At 31.0% G+C, this 19,710-nt stretch carries 19 protein-coding genes; 12 read left to right on the top strand and 7 right to left on the bottom strand.

All coding sequences use genetic code 11. From position 1 onward, the window contains the following. Positions 1 to 67: 67 nt before the first annotated feature. Positions 68 to 2,623 carry a YhdP family protein gene (locus tag K354_RS0106420; RefSeq protein WP_156928214.1) on the bottom strand — a complete coding sequence of 852 codons (2,556 nt, stop codon included), beginning with the start codon at positions 2,621 to 2,623 and terminating at the stop codon, positions 68 to 70. Here K354_RS0106420 and mltG point away from each other — a divergent pair. The 9 genes from mltG to K354_RS0106375 all read left to right on the top strand — a co-directional run bounded on the left by mltG (position 2,514) and on the right by K354_RS0106375 (position 11,929). Beyond that, positions 2,514 to 3,509 (top strand): endolytic transglycosylase MltG, encoded by a 996-nt coding sequence (gene mltG / locus K354_RS0106415; protein ID WP_425426670.1) that lies wholly within the window; start codon positions 2,514 to 2,516, stop codon positions 3,507 to 3,509. The genes K354_RS0106420 and mltG overlap by 110 nt on opposite strands. A 95-nt stretch (positions 3,510 to 3,604) precedes the next feature. Next, complete coding sequence (locus tag K354_RS0106410) at positions 3,605 to 5,815, top strand: NADP-dependent isocitrate dehydrogenase (RefSeq protein ID WP_024954677.1); 2,211 nt, start codon at positions 3,605 to 3,607, stop codon at positions 5,813 to 5,815. A gap of 42 nt (positions 5,816 to 5,857) precedes the next feature. Continuing rightward, entirely contained in the window at positions 5,858 to 6,805 is a 948-nt protein-coding gene (mdh, locus tag K354_RS0106405; protein ID WP_024954676.1) for a malate dehydrogenase, read from the top strand. Positions 6,806 to 6,990: 185 nt separating this feature from the next. Beyond that, positions 6,991 to 8,163, top strand: a complete 1,173-nt coding sequence (gene sucC, locus K354_RS0106400) for an ADP-forming succinate--CoA ligase subunit beta (protein ID WP_024954675.1) — start codon at positions 6,991 to 6,993, stop codon at positions 8,161 to 8,163. Further along, positions 8,163 to 9,035 carry a succinate--CoA ligase subunit alpha gene (gene sucD, locus K354_RS0106395; protein ID WP_024954674.1) on the top strand — a complete coding sequence of 291 codons (873 nt, stop codon included), beginning with the start codon at positions 8,163 to 8,165 and terminating at the stop codon, positions 9,033 to 9,035. Before sucC ends, sucD begins: the two co-directional genes overlap by 1 nt. A 38-nt stretch (positions 9,036 to 9,073) precedes the next feature. Then, entirely contained in the window at positions 9,074 to 9,391 is a 318-nt protein-coding gene (locus K354_RS0106390) for a 4Fe-4S dicluster domain-containing protein (protein ID WP_024954673.1), read from the top strand. A gap of 10 nt (positions 9,392 to 9,401) precedes the next feature. Further along, positions 9,402 to 10,535, top strand: coding sequence for a 2-oxoglutarate synthase subunit alpha (locus tag K354_RS0106385; protein ID WP_024954672.1), 1,134 nt, complete (start codon positions 9,402 to 9,404; stop codon positions 10,533 to 10,535). A 1-nt stretch (position 10,536) separates the two neighbouring features. Further along, a complete protein-coding gene (locus tag K354_RS0106380) occupies positions 10,537 to 11,367 on the top strand; it encodes a 2-oxoglutarate ferredoxin oxidoreductase subunit beta (protein ID WP_024954671.1) in 831 nt (276 codons plus the stop codon). Between the two features lie 10 nt (positions 11,368 to 11,377). Then, complete coding sequence (locus K354_RS0106375) at positions 11,378 to 11,929, top strand: 2-oxoacid:acceptor oxidoreductase family protein (RefSeq protein WP_024954670.1); 552 nt, start codon at positions 11,378 to 11,380, stop codon at positions 11,927 to 11,929. Positions 11,930 to 11,955: 26 nt separating this feature from the next. Here the strand turns inward: K354_RS0106375 and K354_RS0106370 are convergent, their stop codons facing one another. Next, positions 11,956 to 12,555 carry a MarC family protein gene (locus K354_RS0106370; protein WP_024954669.1) on the bottom strand — a complete coding sequence of 200 codons (600 nt, stop codon included), beginning with the start codon at positions 12,553 to 12,555 and terminating at the stop codon, positions 11,956 to 11,958. Between the two features lie 51 nt (positions 12,556 to 12,606). Between K354_RS0106370 and K354_RS0106365 the strand changes: the two genes are divergently transcribed. Then, positions 12,607 to 13,173 carry a hypothetical protein gene (locus K354_RS0106365; protein ID WP_024954668.1) on the top strand — a complete coding sequence of 189 codons (567 nt, stop codon included), beginning with the start codon at positions 12,607 to 12,609 and terminating at the stop codon, positions 13,171 to 13,173. Between the two features lie 8 nt (positions 13,174 to 13,181). Further along, positions 13,182 to 14,408, top strand: a complete 1,227-nt coding sequence (locus K354_RS0106360) for a BaiN/RdsA family NAD(P)/FAD-dependent oxidoreductase (protein ID WP_024954667.1) — start codon at positions 13,182 to 13,184, stop codon at positions 14,406 to 14,408. A gap of 50 nt (positions 14,409 to 14,458) precedes the next feature. On the opposite strand, the gene K354_RS0106355 is transcribed toward K354_RS0106360, so the two are convergent. The 3 genes from K354_RS0106355 to K354_RS0106345 form a co-directional block, all read right to left on the bottom strand. Continuing rightward, positions 14,459 to 15,241 (bottom strand): MBL fold metallo-hydrolase, encoded by a 783-nt coding sequence (locus tag K354_RS0106355; RefSeq protein ID WP_245600582.1) that lies wholly within the window; start codon positions 15,239 to 15,241, stop codon positions 14,459 to 14,461. Between the two features lie 106 nt (positions 15,242 to 15,347). Beyond that, positions 15,348 to 15,830, bottom strand: a complete 483-nt coding sequence (locus K354_RS0106350) for a pyridoxamine 5'-phosphate oxidase family protein (protein WP_024954665.1) — start codon at positions 15,828 to 15,830, stop codon at positions 15,348 to 15,350. A gap of 73 nt (positions 15,831 to 15,903) precedes the next feature. Continuing rightward, positions 15,904 to 16,632 (bottom strand): substrate-binding periplasmic protein, encoded by a 729-nt coding sequence (locus K354_RS0106345; protein WP_024954664.1) that lies wholly within the window; start codon positions 16,630 to 16,632, stop codon positions 15,904 to 15,906. A gap of 110 nt (positions 16,633 to 16,742) precedes the next feature. Between K354_RS0106345 and K354_RS0106340 the strand changes: the two genes are divergently transcribed. Further along, the gene (locus K354_RS0106340; RefSeq protein ID WP_024954663.1) at positions 16,743 to 17,816 is read left to right on the top strand and encodes a DNA alkylation repair protein; all 1,074 of its coding nucleotides are present in this window, start codon (positions 16,743 to 16,745) and stop codon (positions 17,814 to 17,816) included. Between the two features lie 25 nt (positions 17,817 to 17,841). Here the strand turns inward: K354_RS0106340 and K354_RS0106335 are convergent, their stop codons facing one another. Next, a complete protein-coding gene (locus K354_RS0106335) occupies positions 17,842 to 19,233 on the bottom strand; it encodes an aldehyde dehydrogenase family protein (protein ID WP_024954662.1) in 1,392 nt (463 codons plus the stop codon). A gap of 33 nt (positions 19,234 to 19,266) precedes the next feature. Then, positions 19,267 to 19,704: a universal stress protein gene (locus K354_RS14655; RefSeq protein WP_024954661.1), complete on the bottom strand. Its 438-nt coding sequence runs from the start codon at positions 19,702 to 19,704 to the stop codon at positions 19,267 to 19,269. Positions 19,705 to 19,710 lie beyond the last annotated feature (6 nt).

The raw sequence follows: 19,710 nt of genomic DNA, 5'->3' as shown, positions 1-19,710 counted from the left end.
ATCAAAAAAGAATTCGAAAGGCTTTAGAATTAATTAAAGGATATCTTCGAGTTCTTTGGATCTTGTTCTATTCAAATAATTTAAATGGAGCTTGTATAGTTCTTTTTATAATATTAATTGGAGATAGAACGGTATCTGTGATAACTTGAGTTGATATATCAGGTTTATCTAGTGTTCCTTCTACTTTCACTTTCGTATATATTTTTCCATCTTTTCCTAAGAAGATAAAATTTACTAAAGGGATTTGATTAACTGCATTACTGAGACTTTTTAACATAGCAATTTGTAAGGTCATATCTATTTTTTTTGTTTCTAAATTAATACTTCCTTGACCTATTATATCAGCACTTTTTCCATCGATAGTAAGTTTCTCAATTTTTAATATATTACCATTTCTAGAAAAATCTATATAGGCTTGGTTTATTTCATATCCATCATCATTAAAACCAGGGTTTTTAAGTGTCATTAATGAAGGAATAGTATTTATAAATGCCATCAAATTGTTATAAAATGCCATACCTTTAAGAGTAGTTTTTTCTGCTGAAAAATAACCTTTATAATTTTTACTATCATGACCGTCAAGATAAACTATAAATGAGCCATTTTTAAATAACTCTTTGCCTATTATATTATTTATATAGGTGTTTTGTAAGTTTTGAGTTAAGAGTTGAAAAGTTTTCTTTGTTTGTTTTATATATATATGCTGAGTGTCTAAATTTGTATGCATTAACATATTATTTCCATGAAGTTCATATGAAAAGTAATCACTCGGGATTTTAAGAGTAGAATTTTTGTCAATTAAATTGGAGTGTATTCCTTCTACTTTGATATCTTCAATAGCAATTTTCTCATCAAGTTTTGATGAATCAAATTCTATATCTATATTATTTATCTTTATATCTAGCCCATTTTTATAGTGAGCTTTTATATTGTTATCTACACTTACGACTTCAAATGCATTGTCATCAACCATAACATTTACATTGAGTGATTTTATTGGTTGGTTATTTTTTCTTAATGGTAAATCAATATCTTTAATGGCAGCATTAACCGAATATTGCTTAAAATTTTCAGTATTTATTTTGATTTGACCATCTTTTAATTTTAATTGTTGCATTAATTTTGAATCATCATATATATTAGATAATTTTTTAATTTCTATAATGTTGTTTTTCTCTGTAAAAGTTAAAATTGCGTTGAGTTTATTTATATTGATTGTCGTATTATTATCGTTGATATTTAAAGTGGCAGAACTATTTATATCCTTTACATGTAAAAGGTCGGCATTTCCAAAGGTTACATGTACAGATTCTAAGATATTAGTACTTTCATAAATACCTTTTTTTATATCAAATGTCCCACTGGTATTAATATCAAATATTTTTTTATATTGCAAGTTTGAATTATATATATGTACTATATCATTGTCTAGTTTTACCGTTGCTTTTTTTGAGAACATAGGAAGACCAGATACTGACAAATTAGCATCTTCAACTTCAAAAAGACCTGTGTAGCTTGCAACATCTAAGGGGTCAAATTCAATATCTAAAAGAACATTTGCTTTTGTTTTACCAGATGTTTGTACTATGGGTACATGTATATGAAAAACTTTAAGAGTTTTATGGATAGATTCATCAAGTAAAGCATGAGTTTTTATATCTAATATAATTCCCGGACCTTTAGTCATGAGATTGTAGATATAAACTTCAGAGTCACTTACATCTTTACCTTCATAATTTGCTTGTTTTATATTAAATATTAATTTATTATCTTTGAGTATAACATCTAAATCTTTGACCAAAACTTGTGGAGCATTTTTATGAAATTTTACAGTTACATTTTTTGCACTTGCTGAGCCTTTCATAAGTTTAGGATAAAATTCATATGTTTTTAAATCAAATAAGCCTTCTAACGTATGAATTTGATATTCATTTGCGACAATTCTTTTATATATCCAACCGCTTATAATTGGGTCTAAATCAATTTTAGCAGAGAAAAAATCCATAAAAGGTTTGAGTGAATTTAATTTTTTAGTGTTAAGTCTATAATATAATTTATTTTTTTCTACTTTAAACTCAGCTCCACCATTGATATTAAAAGTATGAAAAGTTCCTCTAAAATTAAATAAATTTTTTCCTAAATTTGCTTGCAAGTTACCTTTTAACTTGATTTTATAATCTTTTAATTCCATTTGATTGATTTGGAATTCTATACTTTCACCCCATGTCCTAATCTTAGTGTCAAGCGTGAGAAAATCACTATCAATATAAAAAATCTCATTTTTAAATAAAAAGTGTATAGTTTTGTTATCCAAAATTAGGTTTTGTATAGAGATAGTGTCAAAAAAAGCGTAGAAGAAAGGCAGTTTATTGAATATGTCTTGTACTTCTGCAAGTGAAGTAGTTTTTTTACTCTCTTTTTCTATATTTAGCGTGTGTGCATATACAATAAGTTTTTTATCTAATTTTATGTACAATTGAGAAATTTTAATCTTTGGTAGTTCTAGACTATCTATTCTAATGCCATTTTTTAAAACAACAAATAAAAGAGTAATAAAAAGAAATATGACTAAAAAAAATTTCCAAATGTTTTTCATAGCATGTGATGTTGCGTTGATTATCATGTATTCACTTATTTTTCACTTATCAAAGCCTATGAGTTCAACAAAAGTAACTTATGTTCCACAAGGTTCAATTTCCCAAATTATAACATATTTAGAACAAAAAAACTTCTCTTTATCTCCTGTTATAGATAAATATTTACTTTATTTTATAGGTCTTCCTCAATCTGGTTGGATAGATATAGGAGAAACGCATTTAACTAGAGGAGATTTTTTATATAAACTATCACATTCTAAAGCTGCTATGAATTCTATTATTTTAGTTCCTGGGGAAACAATAGATGTATTTTTATATAAAATATCAAAAAAATACTCTCTTTCATATAATAAATTAATGAAATATTATCTTAAAACAACACCAATACGAGATGGTTTAATAATACCTGAAACATATAATATTCCTATGGGAATTGGAGAAAGACATCTTATACTATATCTTATAAATTATGCTTGGAAAGAACATAAAAAAATTTCAATGAAGATTTTTGGTGAATTTAATAAAAATAGTTGGTACAGATATCTTAATATTGCTTCTATTATTCAAAAAGAAGCAGCCAATGCAGATGAAATGCCTACAATTTCTTCAGTTATATATAATAGACTTAAAAAGCGTATGAAACTTCAAATGGATGGTACTTTAAATTATGGCAAATATTCTCATATAAGAGTTACTCCTAAAAGAATAAAAGAGGATAATAGTAAGTATAATACTTATAAGTATGTAGGTTTACCACCTTATCCTGTAAGTAGTGTATCTAATGAAGCAATATTTGCAGCAATTTTTCCTAAAAAAACAGAGTATTTATACTTTGTTAAATCCCCTCATGGAGGACATACCTTTTCGAGGACATATAAAGAACATATAAAAAATATAAAAAGATTAAGGTAAATATTCTTAACAAATAAGTATAATTTTGCACATTTGAAATTATTTAATTAAAAACTTGATAGTATCAAAAAAAATATAAATTTTAAGGAGATTGAATGGCAGCGTCAGTATCAAAGATAATATATACGAAGGTAGATGAAGCACCAGCTCTTGCAACATATTCATTTTTACCTATAATCAAAGCATTTACAAAAAGTAGTGGTATCGAAATGATAACTAAAGATATATCATTGGCTGGTAGAATTATTGCTAATTTTCCAGATAATTTAACTGATGCACAAAAAATCTCTGATGATTTAGCAGAGCTTGGTAAACTTACACAAGATCCAAGTGTAAATATTATAAAACTACCCAATGTTTCAGCTTCAATTCCTCAACTAAAAGCAGCAATTTCAGAACTACAAAGTAAAGGATATAATATTCCTAATTATGATCAAAGTGATGAGATAACTGCAAGATATTCAAAAATCTTAGGCTCAGCAGTAAATCCTGTTTTAAGAGAAGGGAATTCAGATAGAAGGGCTCCAAAAGCTGTTAAAAATTATGCAAAAAACAATCCTCATAAGATGGGGGCATGGGATAAAAACTCAAAAACAGACATAGCTTCTATGCAGGCAAATGATTTTTACGGTTCTGAAGTCTCTACAACCATGCAAAGTACAAATGATGTAAAAATTTCTTTTTTTGATAAAAATGGGAAAGAAAGTATTTTAAAAGCTTCTACTCCTTTAGAAGCTGGTGAAATTATAGATGCAACTTGCATGAGTGCAAAAGCTCTTCAAAATTTTTATCAAGAATCAATTGATGAAGCTAAAAAAAGAGATGTTCTTTTATCTCTGCATTTAAAAGCAACTATGATGAAAATCTCTGATCCAATTATGTTTGGATTTGCAGTAAAAGTATATTTTAAAGATTTAATTGCTAAACATGCAAAACTTTTTGATGAATTAGGAGTTAATTTTAATAATGGATTAGGTGATTTATATTCTAAAATAGAAAATATAGATTCTTCTAAAAAAGCAGAAATACAAAAAGATATTGCTGATATTTATGCATCACAACCTAAGCTTGCTATGGTTAATTCAGATAAGGGCATTACAAATCTTCATGTACCTTCAGATGTCATCATTGATGCATCATTGCCTGCTATGATTAAAGGTGGTGGTAAGATGTGGAATGCACAAAATAAAGAAGAAGATACTCTTGCTATGATTCCTGATCGTTGTTATGCTACAACATACCAAGCAGTGATTGATGATTGTAAAGCAAATGGAGCATTAGATCCAAAAACAATGGGGACAGTTCCAAATGTTGGACTTATGGCCAAAAAAGCTGAAGAGTATGGTTCTCATGATAAAACTTTTCAAGCTAAAGAAGATGGAGAGATAAAAGTAATAGATAAAGATGGAAATATTGTGTTTAGTTTTCATGTTGAAAAAGGCGATATTTTTAGAATGTGTCAAACTAAAGATGCTCCTATTCAAGATTGGGTGAAACTTGCAGTCAATAGATCAAGACTTTCAAATACGCCAGCAATTTTTTGGTTAGATGATAAAAGAGCACATGATGCCCAAATTATTAAGAAAGTAAATAAGTATTTAAAAGACCATGATACAAATGGACTTGATATTTCTATAATGACTCCACTTGAAGCTACAAAAATTTCTTTACAAAGAATGAGAGAAGGAAAAGATACTATTTCTGTGACCGGAAATGTACTTAGAGATTATAATACAGATTTATTTCCTATTTTAGAAGTAGGAACGAGTGCTAAAATGCTTTCAATTGTACCACTTATGAAAGGTGGAGGATTATTTGAAACTGGTGCTGGTGGATCTGCACCAAAACATGTTCAACAATTTCATGAAGAAGGATATTTAAGATGGGATTCCTTAGGTGAATTTATGGCACTTGCTGCATCTTTTGATCATCTTTCAAATACACAAAATAATCCTAAAGCAGCTGTACTCGCTAAGACTTTAGATGCTGCAACAGAGACTTTTCTTTTAAATGATAAGTCACCTGCAAGAAAAATTGGACAGATAGATAATAGAGGAAGTCATTTTTATCTAGCTATGTACTGGGCCCAAGAATTAGCTAAACAAAATGATGATATTAGTTTAAAAGAAGAATTTAAAGCTGTTGCAAGGGATATGACAGAAAACGAAGATAAAATACTGCAAGAGTTAAATGGTGCCCAAGGACAAAAAGTTGAAACTCAAGGGTATTATTTAGCAAATGAAGCTCTGACAGCAAAAGCTATGAGACCAAGTAATACTTTAAATAGTATTATCGATAACATATAAAATAAAATAGGGAGATTTTCTCCCTATAATAAGGAGGCCTTTTTGTTACAAGCAAAAAAAGTTTCAATAATTGGAGCTGGAAATGTTGGGGCTACTGTTTGTTATTGGTTAGCAATGAGAAAAAGTTGTCGGGAAATAGTGATGATAGATTTAGTGGAAGGATTAGCTAAAGGTAAAGCTTTAGATATTTCTCAAGCTACTAGTCCAGAAGGAAGTCATACACAAATATCTGCTTCAAGTAATTATGAAGCTATTAAAAAGAGTGATGTAGTTGTAATCACTGCTGGGATTCCACGTAAACCTGGTATGAGTAGAGATGACTTACTTTTAATAAATGCAAAAATAATTGTACAAATAGTAGAAGAAGTGAAAAAAAATGCTCCAGATGCTATTATTATTACAGTTACTAATCCTTTAGATGCAACCACTTATACAGCATTAAAAGCTGGAGGTTATCCAAGCAATCAAGTAGTTGGTATGGCTGGAATATTAGATAGTTCTAGAATGGAAACTTTAATATCAGGGAAACTTGGTTTTGGTTATGGACAAGTAACGGCAAGTGTTATGGGAGGTCATGGTGATGATATGGTACCACTACCTAGATATTCTTCTGTAAATGGAGTTGCTTTGCATGATCTTTTAACGGATTTAGAAATAGAAGATATTATAGAAAAAACACGACATGGTGGTGCTGAAATAGTAAGTTATATGAATACTTCTGCTTATTATGCACCTGCTAATGGTACAGTAAAAATGATAGAAGCAATTCTAGGAGATAAACAAGCAATTTTTCCGTGCGCTACACTTTTAAATGGTGAATATGGTTATGAAGATACTGTTAATGGTGTCCCTGTAATTTTAGGTGCAAATGGAGTAGAAAAGATAGTGGAATTGCCACTAAATTTAGCAGAACAACAATTATTCGCCAAAAGTGTTGAGTCTGTCAATAGGCTTTTAGGTACGTTAAGAGAAAATAATTTTTTTAAATAATAAATAAAAATGAAGGAAATTTAGAGAAGTTACGTAATAAAGTAACACATATTAGTTTTTGATTTATATGAAACTTAAATTATAAGTAAGAAATATATATAGTTGGCAATTTTATCAATTTGATAGAAATAATACTATAGAGTTTTTATTAAATTTATTTTAGAATTAAAAAAGTAGGAGAATCTATGAACGTTCATGAGTATCAAGCAAAAGAAATTTTTGCTAAGTATGGTGTGCCGGTTCCTCGCGGTTATGTAGCGACAACGGTTGAAGAAGCAGTTGAAAATGCAAAGAAGCTAGGTGGAAAGATTTGGGTGGTAAAAGCTCAAATTCACGCAGGTGGACGTGGATTAGGTGGTGGTGTAAAACTTGCAAAAAGTTTAGATGAAGTCAAAGAGTTAGCCAATGAAATTCTTGGTATGACATTGGTTACTCATCAAACAGGACCTGAAGGTAAATTAGTACAAAAAGTTTATATAGAAGAGGGTGCAGATATAGCTGATGAGTTATATTTAGGCGTTGTTCTAGATCGTGCTCAAGAGATGCCTGTTATCATGGCTTCTACTGAAGGTGGTATGGCGATTGAAGATGTTGCTGCTGCTACTCCAGAAAAAATTATAAAAGTTGCTGTTGATCCTGCTATAGGTTTTAAAGGTTATCATGGACGTGAACTTGCTTTTGGTTTAGGTCTTCCAAAAGAGCAAATTGGTAAATTTGTTAAATTTGCTTCAGCTTTATATCAAGTATATATGGAAAATGATGCAGAAATGATAGAGATAAATCCACTTGTAAAAACAGGTGCAGGCGATTTTGTTGCACTTGATGGAAAAATGGGATTTGATGATAGTGCATTAGGCCGTCATCCTGATATAGAAGCAATGAGAGATTTGAGTGAAGAAGATGCAGATGAGAGAGAAGCTGGTGAATATGGATTAAGCTATATTGCACTTGACGGTGAAATTGGTTGTATGGTAAATGGTGCTGGACTTGCTATGGGCACTATGGATACGATTAATTATATGGGTGGAACTCCTGCAAACTTTCTTGATGTTGGTGGAAAAGCAAATGCAGAAACCGTAGCAAAAGGTTTTGAAATAATCTTAAAGAATAAAAATGTAAAAGCTATTTTTGTAAATATCTTTGGTGGTATTGTAAGATGTGATAGAATTGCCAATGGTATTTTAGAAGCTACAAAACTTGTAGATGTACATGTTCCAGTTGTGGTAAGACTTGATGGAACAAATGCACCAGAAGCAGCCCAAATATTAAAAAATGCAGGAATTGCAAATGTTATAGCAGCAACTGACTTAGGTGACGGCGCTAAAAAAGCAGTTGCTGCTGCGAAAGGAGAGTTATAATGAGTATATTAGTAAATAAAGATACAAAAGTAATAGTACAAGGTTTTACTGGTAAGGAAGGAACTTTCCATGCTGAGCAATGTTTAGATTATGGTACTAAAATTGTTGGTGGTGTTACACCAAATAAAGGTGGTACAACTCATTTAGGACAACCAGTTTTTAATACAGTAAAAGAAGCAGTACTTAGTACAGGTGCAACTGTAAGTATGATTTTTGTTCCACCTGCATTTGTAAGTGATGCTGTTTTAGAAGCAGCTGATGCTGGAATTGAACTTGCTGTAATTATTACAGAAGGTGCTCCTGTCCGTGATATGCAAGAAGCAAAAGCTTATGCCATTAAGAAAAATATGTTAACTATTGGACCAAATTGTCCAGGTATTATAACAGCGGAAGAGTGTAAGATAGGAATTATGCCTGGATCAGTGTTTAAAAAAGGTAATATTGGCCTTATTTCAAAATCAGGAACATTAACTTATGAAGGAGCAAATCAAGTTTGTAATGAGGGATTTGGTATAACAACAGCTGTTGGCATTGGTGGTGATCCTATTATTGGTTTAAGTTATAAACAACTTCTTCCTCTATTTGAAGCTGATCCTGAAACGGAAGCTATAGTTATGATAGGTGAAATTGGTGGTGATTTGGAAATCCAAGCTGCAGCATATATTAAAGAAAATATTACGAAACCTGTTGTTGCTTTTATTGCTGGTCAAACAGCTCCAGCTGGTAAAAGAATGGGACATGCAGGTGCTATTATTAGTGGAAGTGCTGGAACAGCAGCGGAAAAAATGGCTGCACTAGAAGCAGCAGGTGTTTCAGTAGTAAAATCACCAGCTGATATTGGTAAAAAAGTATCAGAAGTTTTAAAGAAATAAATATTATATTGTAATTAAATTAGATAAAGGAGAACCATATGAGTTTAGTTAAAGCCCCGCAAGATACTCCTGTTTGGGTGAATATAAGCAGATGTAAAGCTTGTGATGTTTGTGTGAGTATGTGTCCTGCTGGCGTATTAGCTATGGTAGCAGCTCCAAGTTCAACACTTGGATCAATGATTGAAGTAGTTGAACCAGACGCATGTATTGGATGTAGAGACTGTGAATTACACTGTCCAGATTTTGCTATATACGTAGCAGACAGAAAAGAGTATAAATTTTCAAAGCTTACTGATCAGGCAAAAGAACGTGCTGAAGCAGTTAAAAATAATAAATTTAGAAAATTAAGTGCATAGGGAGCTATGAATGTCAAGAGAAGTAATTTCAAGTGGTAATGCACTTGCAGCAAAAGCAGCTATAGATTGTGGCTGTGAATTTTTTGGTGGATATCCTATTACTCCATCATCTGAAATAGCACATGATTTAAGTGTAAGTCTACCAAAAGTTGGTGGAAAATTTATTCAGATGGAAGATGAAATAGCAGGTATCTGTGTCGCTTTAGGTGCATCTATGAGTGGTAAAAAAGCTATGACTGCAACAAGTGGTCCTGGGATATCACTTAAATCAGAGCAAATTGGACTGAGTTTTATTGCTGAAGTTCCATTGGTTATAGTAAATGTTATGCGTGGTGGTCCATCAACTGGTCTTCCTACTCGTGTATCTCAAGCTGATATTGGACAAGCAAAGTATCCAACACATGGAGATTTTGCATCTATTACTTTATGTCCGGGGTCGTTAGAAGAGGCTTATACTGAAACTATTAGAGCATTTAATCTTGCTGAAAAATATATGACACCAGTATTTTTACTTTTAGATGAAACTTTAGGTCATATGCACGGTAAGGCAATTTTACCTGATTTAGAAGAAATTCAAAAAATTATTGTTAATCGTAAAAAATTTGAGGGTGATGCAAAAGATTATGAACCTTATGGTGTTGCTATGGATGAACCAGCAGTATTAAATCCTTTCTTTGAAGGATATAATTATCATGTTACTGGTTTACATCATGGACCAAAAGGTCATCCTACAGAAGATGAAGATCTGTGTCAATTTAATATAGAAAGATTGATGGGTAAAATCAATAACAATAAAGAAGATATGGTTGATTATGAAGAGTTTATGTTAGATGATGCTGAAGTTTGCCTTATAGCTTATGGTAGTATATCTCGTGGAGCTAAAGAAGCTGTTTCAAAACTAAGAAGTGAAGGTATTAAAGCAGGATTATTTAGACCTATTACATTGTGGCCAAGCCCAGAAGCTAAACTGAAAGAAATAGGTAAAAAATTCGATAAAATTTTTGTTACAGAATTAAATATGGGTCAATACCTTGAAGAGATTCAAAGAGTTATGAAGAGAGATGATTTTGCTACACTTCATAAAGCGAACGGTAGACCAATCGCACCACTAGAAATGGTAGCAAAAGTTAAGGAGATGTTATAAAATGGCTTTTGATTACGATAAATATCTTAGAGTTGATAAGATGCCAACACTATGGTGTTGGGGATGTGGAGATGGTGTTATACTAAAAGCAGTTATCCGTGCTATTGATAAAATGGGATGGGATATGAAAGATGTTTGTGTTGTTTCTGGTATTGGTTGTAGTGGACGTTTTAGTTCATACATTAATTGTAATACTGTTCATACTACGCATGGACGTGCAGTTGCATATGCTACTGGTATTAAACTAGCAAATCCTGATAAACATGTCATTGTTGTAACTGGTGATGGTGATGGTCTTGCTATTGGTGGAAATCACACAATTCACGGTTGTAGAAGAAATATTGATTTAAATCATATTTTAATTAATAACTTTATTTATGGTTTGACTAATTCTCAAACAAGTCCTACAACACCTCAAGGTATGTGGACTGTTACAGCTCAGTTTGGAAATATTGATCCGACATTTAATGCAGCTAAACTTGCATTTGGTGCTGGTGCTACATTTGTTTCTCGTGAAAGTGTACTTGATCCACAAAAAATGGAAAAAGTATTTGTGGCAGGGTTTAAACATAAAGGTTACTCTTTTATGGAAACACTCTCAAATTGTCATATTAACCTTGGTAGAAAAAATAAAATGGGTGAAGCTGTTCAAAATCTAAAATGGATTGAAGATATAACAATGCCATTGAAAAAGTATGATGCTCTTCCTGATGAAGAAAAACATGCACTTTTACCAACAGGAATTTTGAAACAGTATGAGAACCCTGAGTATTGTGAAAGTTACGATAAAGTTATCGAAGCTGCACAAAATAATACAACAGTAAAAATGTAAGGAGTGGCCGGTGAGAAATCAATTAAGATTTGTTGGAGTTGGCGGTCAGGGTGTTATCTTAGCAGGTGAAATTCTAGCAGCTGCAAAGATAAAAGAAGGTGGTTATGGAGTTAAAGCTTCAACATATACATCCCAAGTAAGAGGTGGAGCAACGAAAGTTGATATTTTACTTGATGAGAATGAAATTTTATATCCTTATGCAAATGAAGGTGAAATAGAATTTATGATTGCAACGGCTCAAATTAGTTTTGACCAGTTTAAAGATGGTGTAAAACCAGGTGCAATTATAGTAGTTGAACCAAATCTTGTTACTGCTAGTGATGAAGATAGAAAAAAATGGAGAATTATTGAAATTCCTATTATTACTATTGCTAAAGAAGAAGTAGGAAATGTAATTACTCAATCTGTTGTTGCTTTATCAATTACAGTAGAGATGACGAAAGTTCTTGCTGCTGATTTAGTAGAAGAAGTGATGCTTTCAAAAGTGCCACCAAAGGTACATAGTGCAAATAAACTTGCATATGAACTTGGTGCAAAATATGCCAAAGAAGCGTTAGCTTAAAAATCTATAGAGAGGGTAACTCCTCTCTATAATCCTAAAAAGTTTTTAATTCCTGTAAACATTATTTGTGCTGAAAGAGCTGCTACGATTAGCCCTGTTATCTTCATAAGGACAATAAGTCCAGTCCCTCCAACAAGTTTTTTCATATGTCCAGACATGTAGAGTAAAATCCCTACACATAAAATTGAGCATATAAGTGCAAAAGAACCTATAGCCAGTGAAGAAAAGCTTTTCATGTCTGCACCCATGACCATGAGTGTTCCTATAGTTCCTGGTCCTACTGTTATTGGAATAGCAAGAGGAACTACTGCATTTTTTGATATATCAACAGGACAACTAATTTTTTCATTAACATCTTTTTTTATTAAATCAACTGCTGTTAAGAACAGAAGTGCTCCAGCACCTATTCTAAAAGCATCTAAAGTGATACCAAATAAATCAAATATGTATTTACCAAAGTGTAAAATAATCATACATGAAACTATAATAGCTACTGTAACTTTGATTGCTATATTTTTTGTTTCTTTATCATCTAGATCTTTTGTCATTGATAAAAACATTGATAGTACAAAAAATGGGGTCATTATAAAAAAGAATTTTATAAAAACTGCAAGAAAAAATGACATGAACACTCCTTAAAAAGCGAAATTATATCACTTTTTTTGTACAATAGCTATATGAATAAAGAGATTAATTACCTAATAGAATATTTAGCAAAATCCAATGAACATGAGAATTCAGATTTTTATAAATCAATCTTAAGTTTTTTTCAAGATCACTTGATTTATAGTAGTTCAAAATATGAAATTAAAACACTCAAAGTTCTAGCGATTAAAGGTGGAATTATATTTCCTGAAAGTTTTGAAGATGCACTCACTAAGTTAGATAAACTTCTTGAATCAAATACGAATAATGAAATAATAGAGGCAAAAAAACAGCTTTTAGATACTATTGTTAGCTCAAACTTCAAAAAGAAAAAAGAGCACTTCGATAAAGTAGAGACAAGTATTTATAAAACGCTTATTGCTTATATAGCAGGACTTACAAGAGCATTAGAGATCTTTTACATGTACACAAAAAATGATGTAAAAGAACCTGAAGTATATATAGAGTTTTCAAATAAAATCCATGCAGAACTTATTGAAATGATTTTTAATAAAGAAGAAAAAGCATTATTAGCAGATAAGTTAAAAGAGATTATGAGTGTTTATCTTTCAGTGTATGCTAGATATCTTTACATGTAAAGGTTTTAATGAATTATGATGTTATAGTTATAGGCTCAGGCGCTGCTGGTATGATGAGTGCTATAACTGCTTCAATGAATGGTAACAAAGTTCTTCTTTTAGAAAAACTCTCAAAAGTAGGTTCAAAGCTCAAAGCGACTGGTGGAGGGCGTTGTAACCTTACTAATACCTTGTCCAATGAAGATTTTGTGGAACGTTTTGGCAGAGATGGACGTTTTATGAGAGATGCTTTACATCTTTTTGATTATAAAAATCTAATGCAATTTTTTGAAGATATTGGAGTAAAAACTCATGCTCCTGATGGATATAGAGTTTTTCCAATCTCTCATCAATCCACTACAATCATAACAGCACTTGAAGAAAAAATGCATAGTTTAGGTGTAGATGTAAGATGTTCAGAAAATGTAGAAGAGATTGATTGCACTAAAGAGAGTATAAAAAGTATAAGTACCAAAGAAAATAGATATATTGCACCTAACATCATCATTGCAACAGGAGGATTAGGTTATCCAACACTTGGGGCTACAGGGGATGGCTATAAGTTTGCAAGCTCAGTAGGGCATAGTATAAAAGAGTTAAGTCCTGCTATGATGCCTTTACATGTAAAGGAGAGTTGGGTAGCAAATTGTAGGGCCGATACAATCCCTAAAGCTCAAATAACAGTTAATATACCAAAACATAAAAAACTAAAAGCTAGTGGAGATTTGATATTTACCAAAAATGGTATTAGAGGACCAGTGGTTTTAGATTTTGCTAGAGAACTTACACCACTTTTAAAAAAGTATGGTGAAGTACCTTTATATGTAAATCTCATAAATGGTAAAAATGAAGAAGATATTCGTTTACATGTAAAAAATAATAATGATAAAAATATCTTAGAAATTATGGCTATTTTACTCCCTGAATCGATTGTTACTTCTTTTTTAAATGAGTGTAAAATAGAGCCCACATGTAAATACAAAGAGATAGATGGAATTAAACGCGATGCGCTGATTAAAATGATGGTGAAAACACCTTTAACTGTAATCGGACATGATGGTTTTAAAATGGCAATGATAACAAGAGGTGGAGTAAATCTTAAAGAGATAAACCCCAAAACTATGCAAAGTAAGTTGGTAAAAGGACTCTATTTTTGTGGTGAAGTAGTTGACCTTGATGGACCTTGTGGAGGTTACAATCTCCAATGGTCATTTTCAAGTGGATATTTAGCAGGACTTTTAAAAATTTATCCATAGCTAGTACCTTTAATTTAAAACTGTACAACTTTATACTAGATGATTTTATATTAATAACTAAGTGATAAACCAACACCTATATCTATGATATTTGAAAATTTTGATAATTTGATTTTATATTCTAAACTTGTACAATGACATGGATGAATGTTTTTTATAGGGTTTTGAGTAAAATAATGAAGAGTACCTTTAGATTGGAGCTCACTTGGATTGATAAGATGAAAACCACCAATGACATCTAAGATCCTATCATCCTTACAAACTTTTTTTGCATACTCTATAATATTACAAATTCCCGCATGAGAACATCCAGTGATTATAACTAAACCTTTTGAAGACTTATATACGAGAGCAGAGTCATCTTTAAGATAATCATCTATCATTTTCTCTGATTTTTCACATTGACCAACAGGGTCAATATTTTCAAAATCATTGATTCTTTCTATCTCACCTAAAAAGACTAAATTTTTTGTTAACCATAATGGAGTATCAGTTAATTTAGTATTAAAATACCGATTGATTTTTTTAGAATCTAAAGTAGATCCAATTTCATCACCATTATACTCTTTATAGGAAAAAGCATCAGGATGGGCAATAATAGTTGGACGAATATAATTTATATTTTCTGTTTTTGCTTCAGTATAAAATTTCGTAAGAGGAATGAACCCTCCAGTATGATCATTGTGTCCGTGTGATATAACAATGTAATTAATATCCATAAGTGATTCATTCATTTTTAATGCATTTTTTATAAATACATCTGAATATCCAACATCAAATAAAACCTTAGTATCTTCATCACAAATTAGATATGAAACAGCAGGCTCACCTATGTAATAACGATCAATAATAGTGTTATTATCTACTAAAATTTTAAATTCTATAATGATTCCCTTATATTGAAATTTCTATTATTGTAACAAATTTGTTTTTAAATATTTATTTGTGGTTTATTTTCTTATGTCCAAGGTTTCCTTTGCTATCTATTTTGTAAGCAGCTCCAAAACCTAAAACAAGACTTTTTTCACCTGGTATTAGTTTGATAATTTTAAAATCTTTCATGGTTCTTAAAAACGAAAGTGCATCGCCATATCTTTTATCATAAAGTTTAAAAATTTTCTCTTCATCATTTTGGAGTTCACAACTTGCACTAAAATATAATCTTTGTCTAGCATAGATATGAGAGGCTTTGCTTTCATCTTCTATTATCATGACGTGAGCTTTTTTTGTCTCCATTATATTATGAAAATGAGGCATGTTAGAGCTAACACATATATAATAATCTTCTTCAAGTTTTACAAAAGGAGAGTAATTTGTAAGGGGATCATTTTGCTGGTTTGTAGTTCCTACAATCATACTATATTTATCTAAATCAAATGTTTTAAACTTTTCTATTATTTCTTCATCCGTATATTTACTCATAATGTTCCTATTTTATTAAATTTATAATTAGAGACTATTTTACTCTTATTTGTCCTATAAATCTATAAAATATTTAGAGTTTGCTTTTTCCAAACCATTTTTGATCTATTTGTTTAATAATTGATTCTATTGTCCCATTATCTTTCATCTTTAGCAATATTTGCGTAAGGGGTTCTACTAAGTGTCTATTTTTTTTGTGAAGATAATGAAATAATGGAAGAGTCATAAGTGGGGGCTCAAGAAGTTTAATGTCTTTGAGACCTAATTCTTTAAGCGTTACTAAAGCTCTTTGTCGAGGAGCTATTAATATATCACTACGTCCTAAATTAAGCATTAAAAATGCTTGTTTTGTTGTTTTTACTGCATCAGAAAATATATTATCAGGCATACGGTCTTCAATAGCTTTAACACCACGCATATATACAACATGATAAGGTAAAAGGCTTTCCCAGCCTTTGATATCAATTTTTTCATTTTTACTAAAAGCCACAAACTCCAATGATATGATACTTACAGGAACAATGATAAGATTTGGATAAGACTTGTCAATATCTTTTACTCTATATAATTCTCCATCAACTTGACCACTATTTGCAATTTTTAAAGATCTTCTTGCTGGAAATTTTTTTATTTTCATAGTTAATTCAAGTTGTTTATAGGCTTCACTCATAATTTTTTCTGTTTTTTCTAGGATTATAGTTTGTGTATCAAGAGTTGTAATTTGTACCTCTTTAGTATATGATATATTAAAAGTTATAAATAGAAAGAAAACTATTTTGATGAGTAAATTTATTTTTTTCATTAAATACACCTTTTTATTAGGCTAGTTAATGTATTATACCTCAATTTTGATTTTTCAAAAATTAGGTTTAGTTACAATTTAATTATATAAAATATTTTTGGAGTATTGAATTGGCTGAATTATTCAAGGATTTATACAATAAAACTTACATAGAGTTACTCTGTAAAGAATTATCTTTATATGTAAATGAAAAAGAGTTTACATGTAAAGTTTTTAATGAGTCTTGGAGTCAATTAGAACTCAAATCGAGGATGAGACATATTTCTACTATTTTAGGGGAATTCTTACCCAAAGAGTATGAAAAAGCTATAGATATACTAAAAAGTGTTTTTTCAAAAATGCCTTCAAGTATGGGATTGGAAAATATGATATTTCAAGATTTTGTAGAAGTACATGGACTTGAGTATTTTGAAAAATCCATGGAAGCTTTAGAGTATTTTACAAAAAGTTCTAGTTCAGAGTTTGCCGTACGTAGATTTATCATAAAGTATCCACAAAAAAGTATGGAACAGATGCAGCTTTGGGCAACCTCTAATGATTTACATGTAAGAAGATTAGCAAGTGAGGGGTGTAGACCTCGTTTACCTTGGGCAGTGGCTATACCTCAGTTTAAAAAGAATCCTCAAAAAGTTTTAGAAATATTAGACACATTAAAAGATGATGAAAGTGAGTATGTACGAAAAAGTGTTGCAAATAATCTCAATGACATTTCAAAAGATAACCCTGAACTTGTAAAAGAGATAACAAAAGAATGGCTAGGCCAAAATGAAAAAAGAGATAAACTTTTGAAGCATGGGTGTAGAACTTTACTTAAAAAGAGTGATAGCAAGGTTTTAGAACTGTTTGGTTTTAGCAGAGTCAAAAATATTACAATTGATAATTTTAAAATAACTGAAAACGTAGAAAAAGACAGATCGTTAGAATTTTCTTTTTGTATTTGTGCACAAGAGAATCTAGGAAAACTTAGAATAGAATATGCTATAACTTTTGTAAGGCAAAACAATAAGTTATCAAAAAAAGTTTTTAAGATTTCAGAAGGTAATTGCAATAGTAAGAGAAAACAAGTTAGTAAAAAATACTCTTTTAGACCTATTAGTACAAGAAAGTATTATAGGGGAAAACATAAGTTAGAAATTATCGTAAATGGAGAGTATATTTTAGAGGAGGAGTTCTTTTACATGTAAGGAAAAATCCTTACATGTAAAGATATTATAAAACGCTTGATTTAATAACCATCATTTTTTCTTTTGACATCTCTTCCATGCCATTATGAATTCCACCCATGCCAAGACCTGAAGCATTCGCTCCACCAAATGGCATCCAATCAACTCTAAATGCAGTATGATCGTTTACCATAACAGCAGTACCGTTAAGTCTCTTCACTGCTCTTAACGCTGTATTTAGATTTTTTGTAAATACAGCTGCTTGAAAAGAGACTTCTAAAGCATTAGCTCTATCAAATGCTTCTTCAATATCACTATATGAATAAATGATTACTACTGGTCCAAAAACCTCTTTAGTAGATACTAAAGCATCATCAGAAGGGTTTAAAATAACTGTTGGTTCATAACAAGAATTTGAGATTCTTTTACCACCAGTTAAAATTTTTCCACCTTTGGTTACAGCTTCATTTACCCACTCTTCAACTCTATCTACTTCAGCATTGTTAATAAGTGGACCAACTTCAGTTTTTGGATCCATTTGATCACCAACTACCAATTTTGATGCATATTTAGAAAGCTTTGATGCTACTTCATCACAAATTGACTCATGAACATAAACTCTTTGAACCGATACACAAACTTGACCAGCATGGTAAAATCCACCTTTTCCTAAGTCGGGGATCATTGTATCAATATCTGCGTCAGCTTCTACAATCACTGGAGCAACACCACCATGTTCTAATGCAACCCTAGTTCCATCTGCTACTTTAGAGTTTAAGTACCAACCTACAGCACCCGAACCAATAAAAGTTAAGAAGTTGATTTTTGGAGATGTAGCAAGTAATTCACCACCTTTTCTATCACATACAACTGCTTGTGCCCAACCATGAGGAAGACCAGCCTCAGCTAAAATCTCAACTAATTTAATAGCTGACATTGGAGTTTGAGTAGCTGGTTTAATTATAACAGGACAGCCAACAGCAATTGCAGGAATAACCTGATGAATTGCAAGATTAAATGGATGGTTAAATGCAGAAATCGCAGCAACAACACCAATAGGTTCTTTAAAAGTATATGCCATTCTATTTGCACTTGTTGTAGTGTGCCCCATAGCAATCTCTTTACCTTCAAAAGCACCTAAATGCTCAATTGCTAATTTAACACCATTGATAGCTCTATTAACTTCTACTTTTGAATCAATATATGGTTTTCCACCTTCACTTGCACAAAGAAGAGTTAATTCTTCTACTTGTGAACTCATAATTTCCATAACTTTTTCTAAAATTTCAATACGCTTGTATTTTGGAAGTGCATTTGCGTGATCTAAAAAAGTAGCTTGTGCTAAGTCAATTGCTTTTTGAACTTGCTCTGTTGAGCTAAATGGAACTTTACCAACTACTTTTCCATCAAACGGTGATGTGACTTCTATTGTACTCATTTTTTTCCTTGTGTCTCTATTTATATATAAAAATTAATCTTCATCCAAACGTATAACAAATACTGAACATTCAGCATGACGAATTACTCTCTCAGCAGTGCTACTAATAAAATAGCTACCCATGCCAGGTTTTGTTGCCATCATAACAATTGCATCAGCTTTCATTTTTTCTGCTTGTTTTAGAATTTCTTGATGAACAGCACCATATTTTATTATAAATGATACTTTGTCCATTGGCACTAAATATTTATCAGAAATTTCTTTTAACTTTTCTAATGCACCATGTTTATATTCATGTTGATTATTCTCATCTATTGTAGGATATATTCCTGGATGAGCACTATTTTCATCTACATTGAACAAAGAAATTTTTCCATTTTCTTTTTCTAATACTTTTAATGCACCTTCAAAGAGTTTCTCATGATTTTTTTTGTATTCTAAGTGAATAGGTACTAAAATATTTTTAAACATTATATA

This window comes from Sulfurospirillum arcachonense DSM 9755 (assembly GCF_000597725.1).
In the GTDB taxonomy this organism is placed as follows: Bacteria; Campylobacterota; Campylobacteria; order Campylobacterales; family Sulfurospirillaceae; genus Sulfurospirillum_A; species Sulfurospirillum_A arcachonense.
Note: the sequence above shows the minus strand (reverse complement) of the source record. Positions and strands in the feature narration are given on the sequence as shown.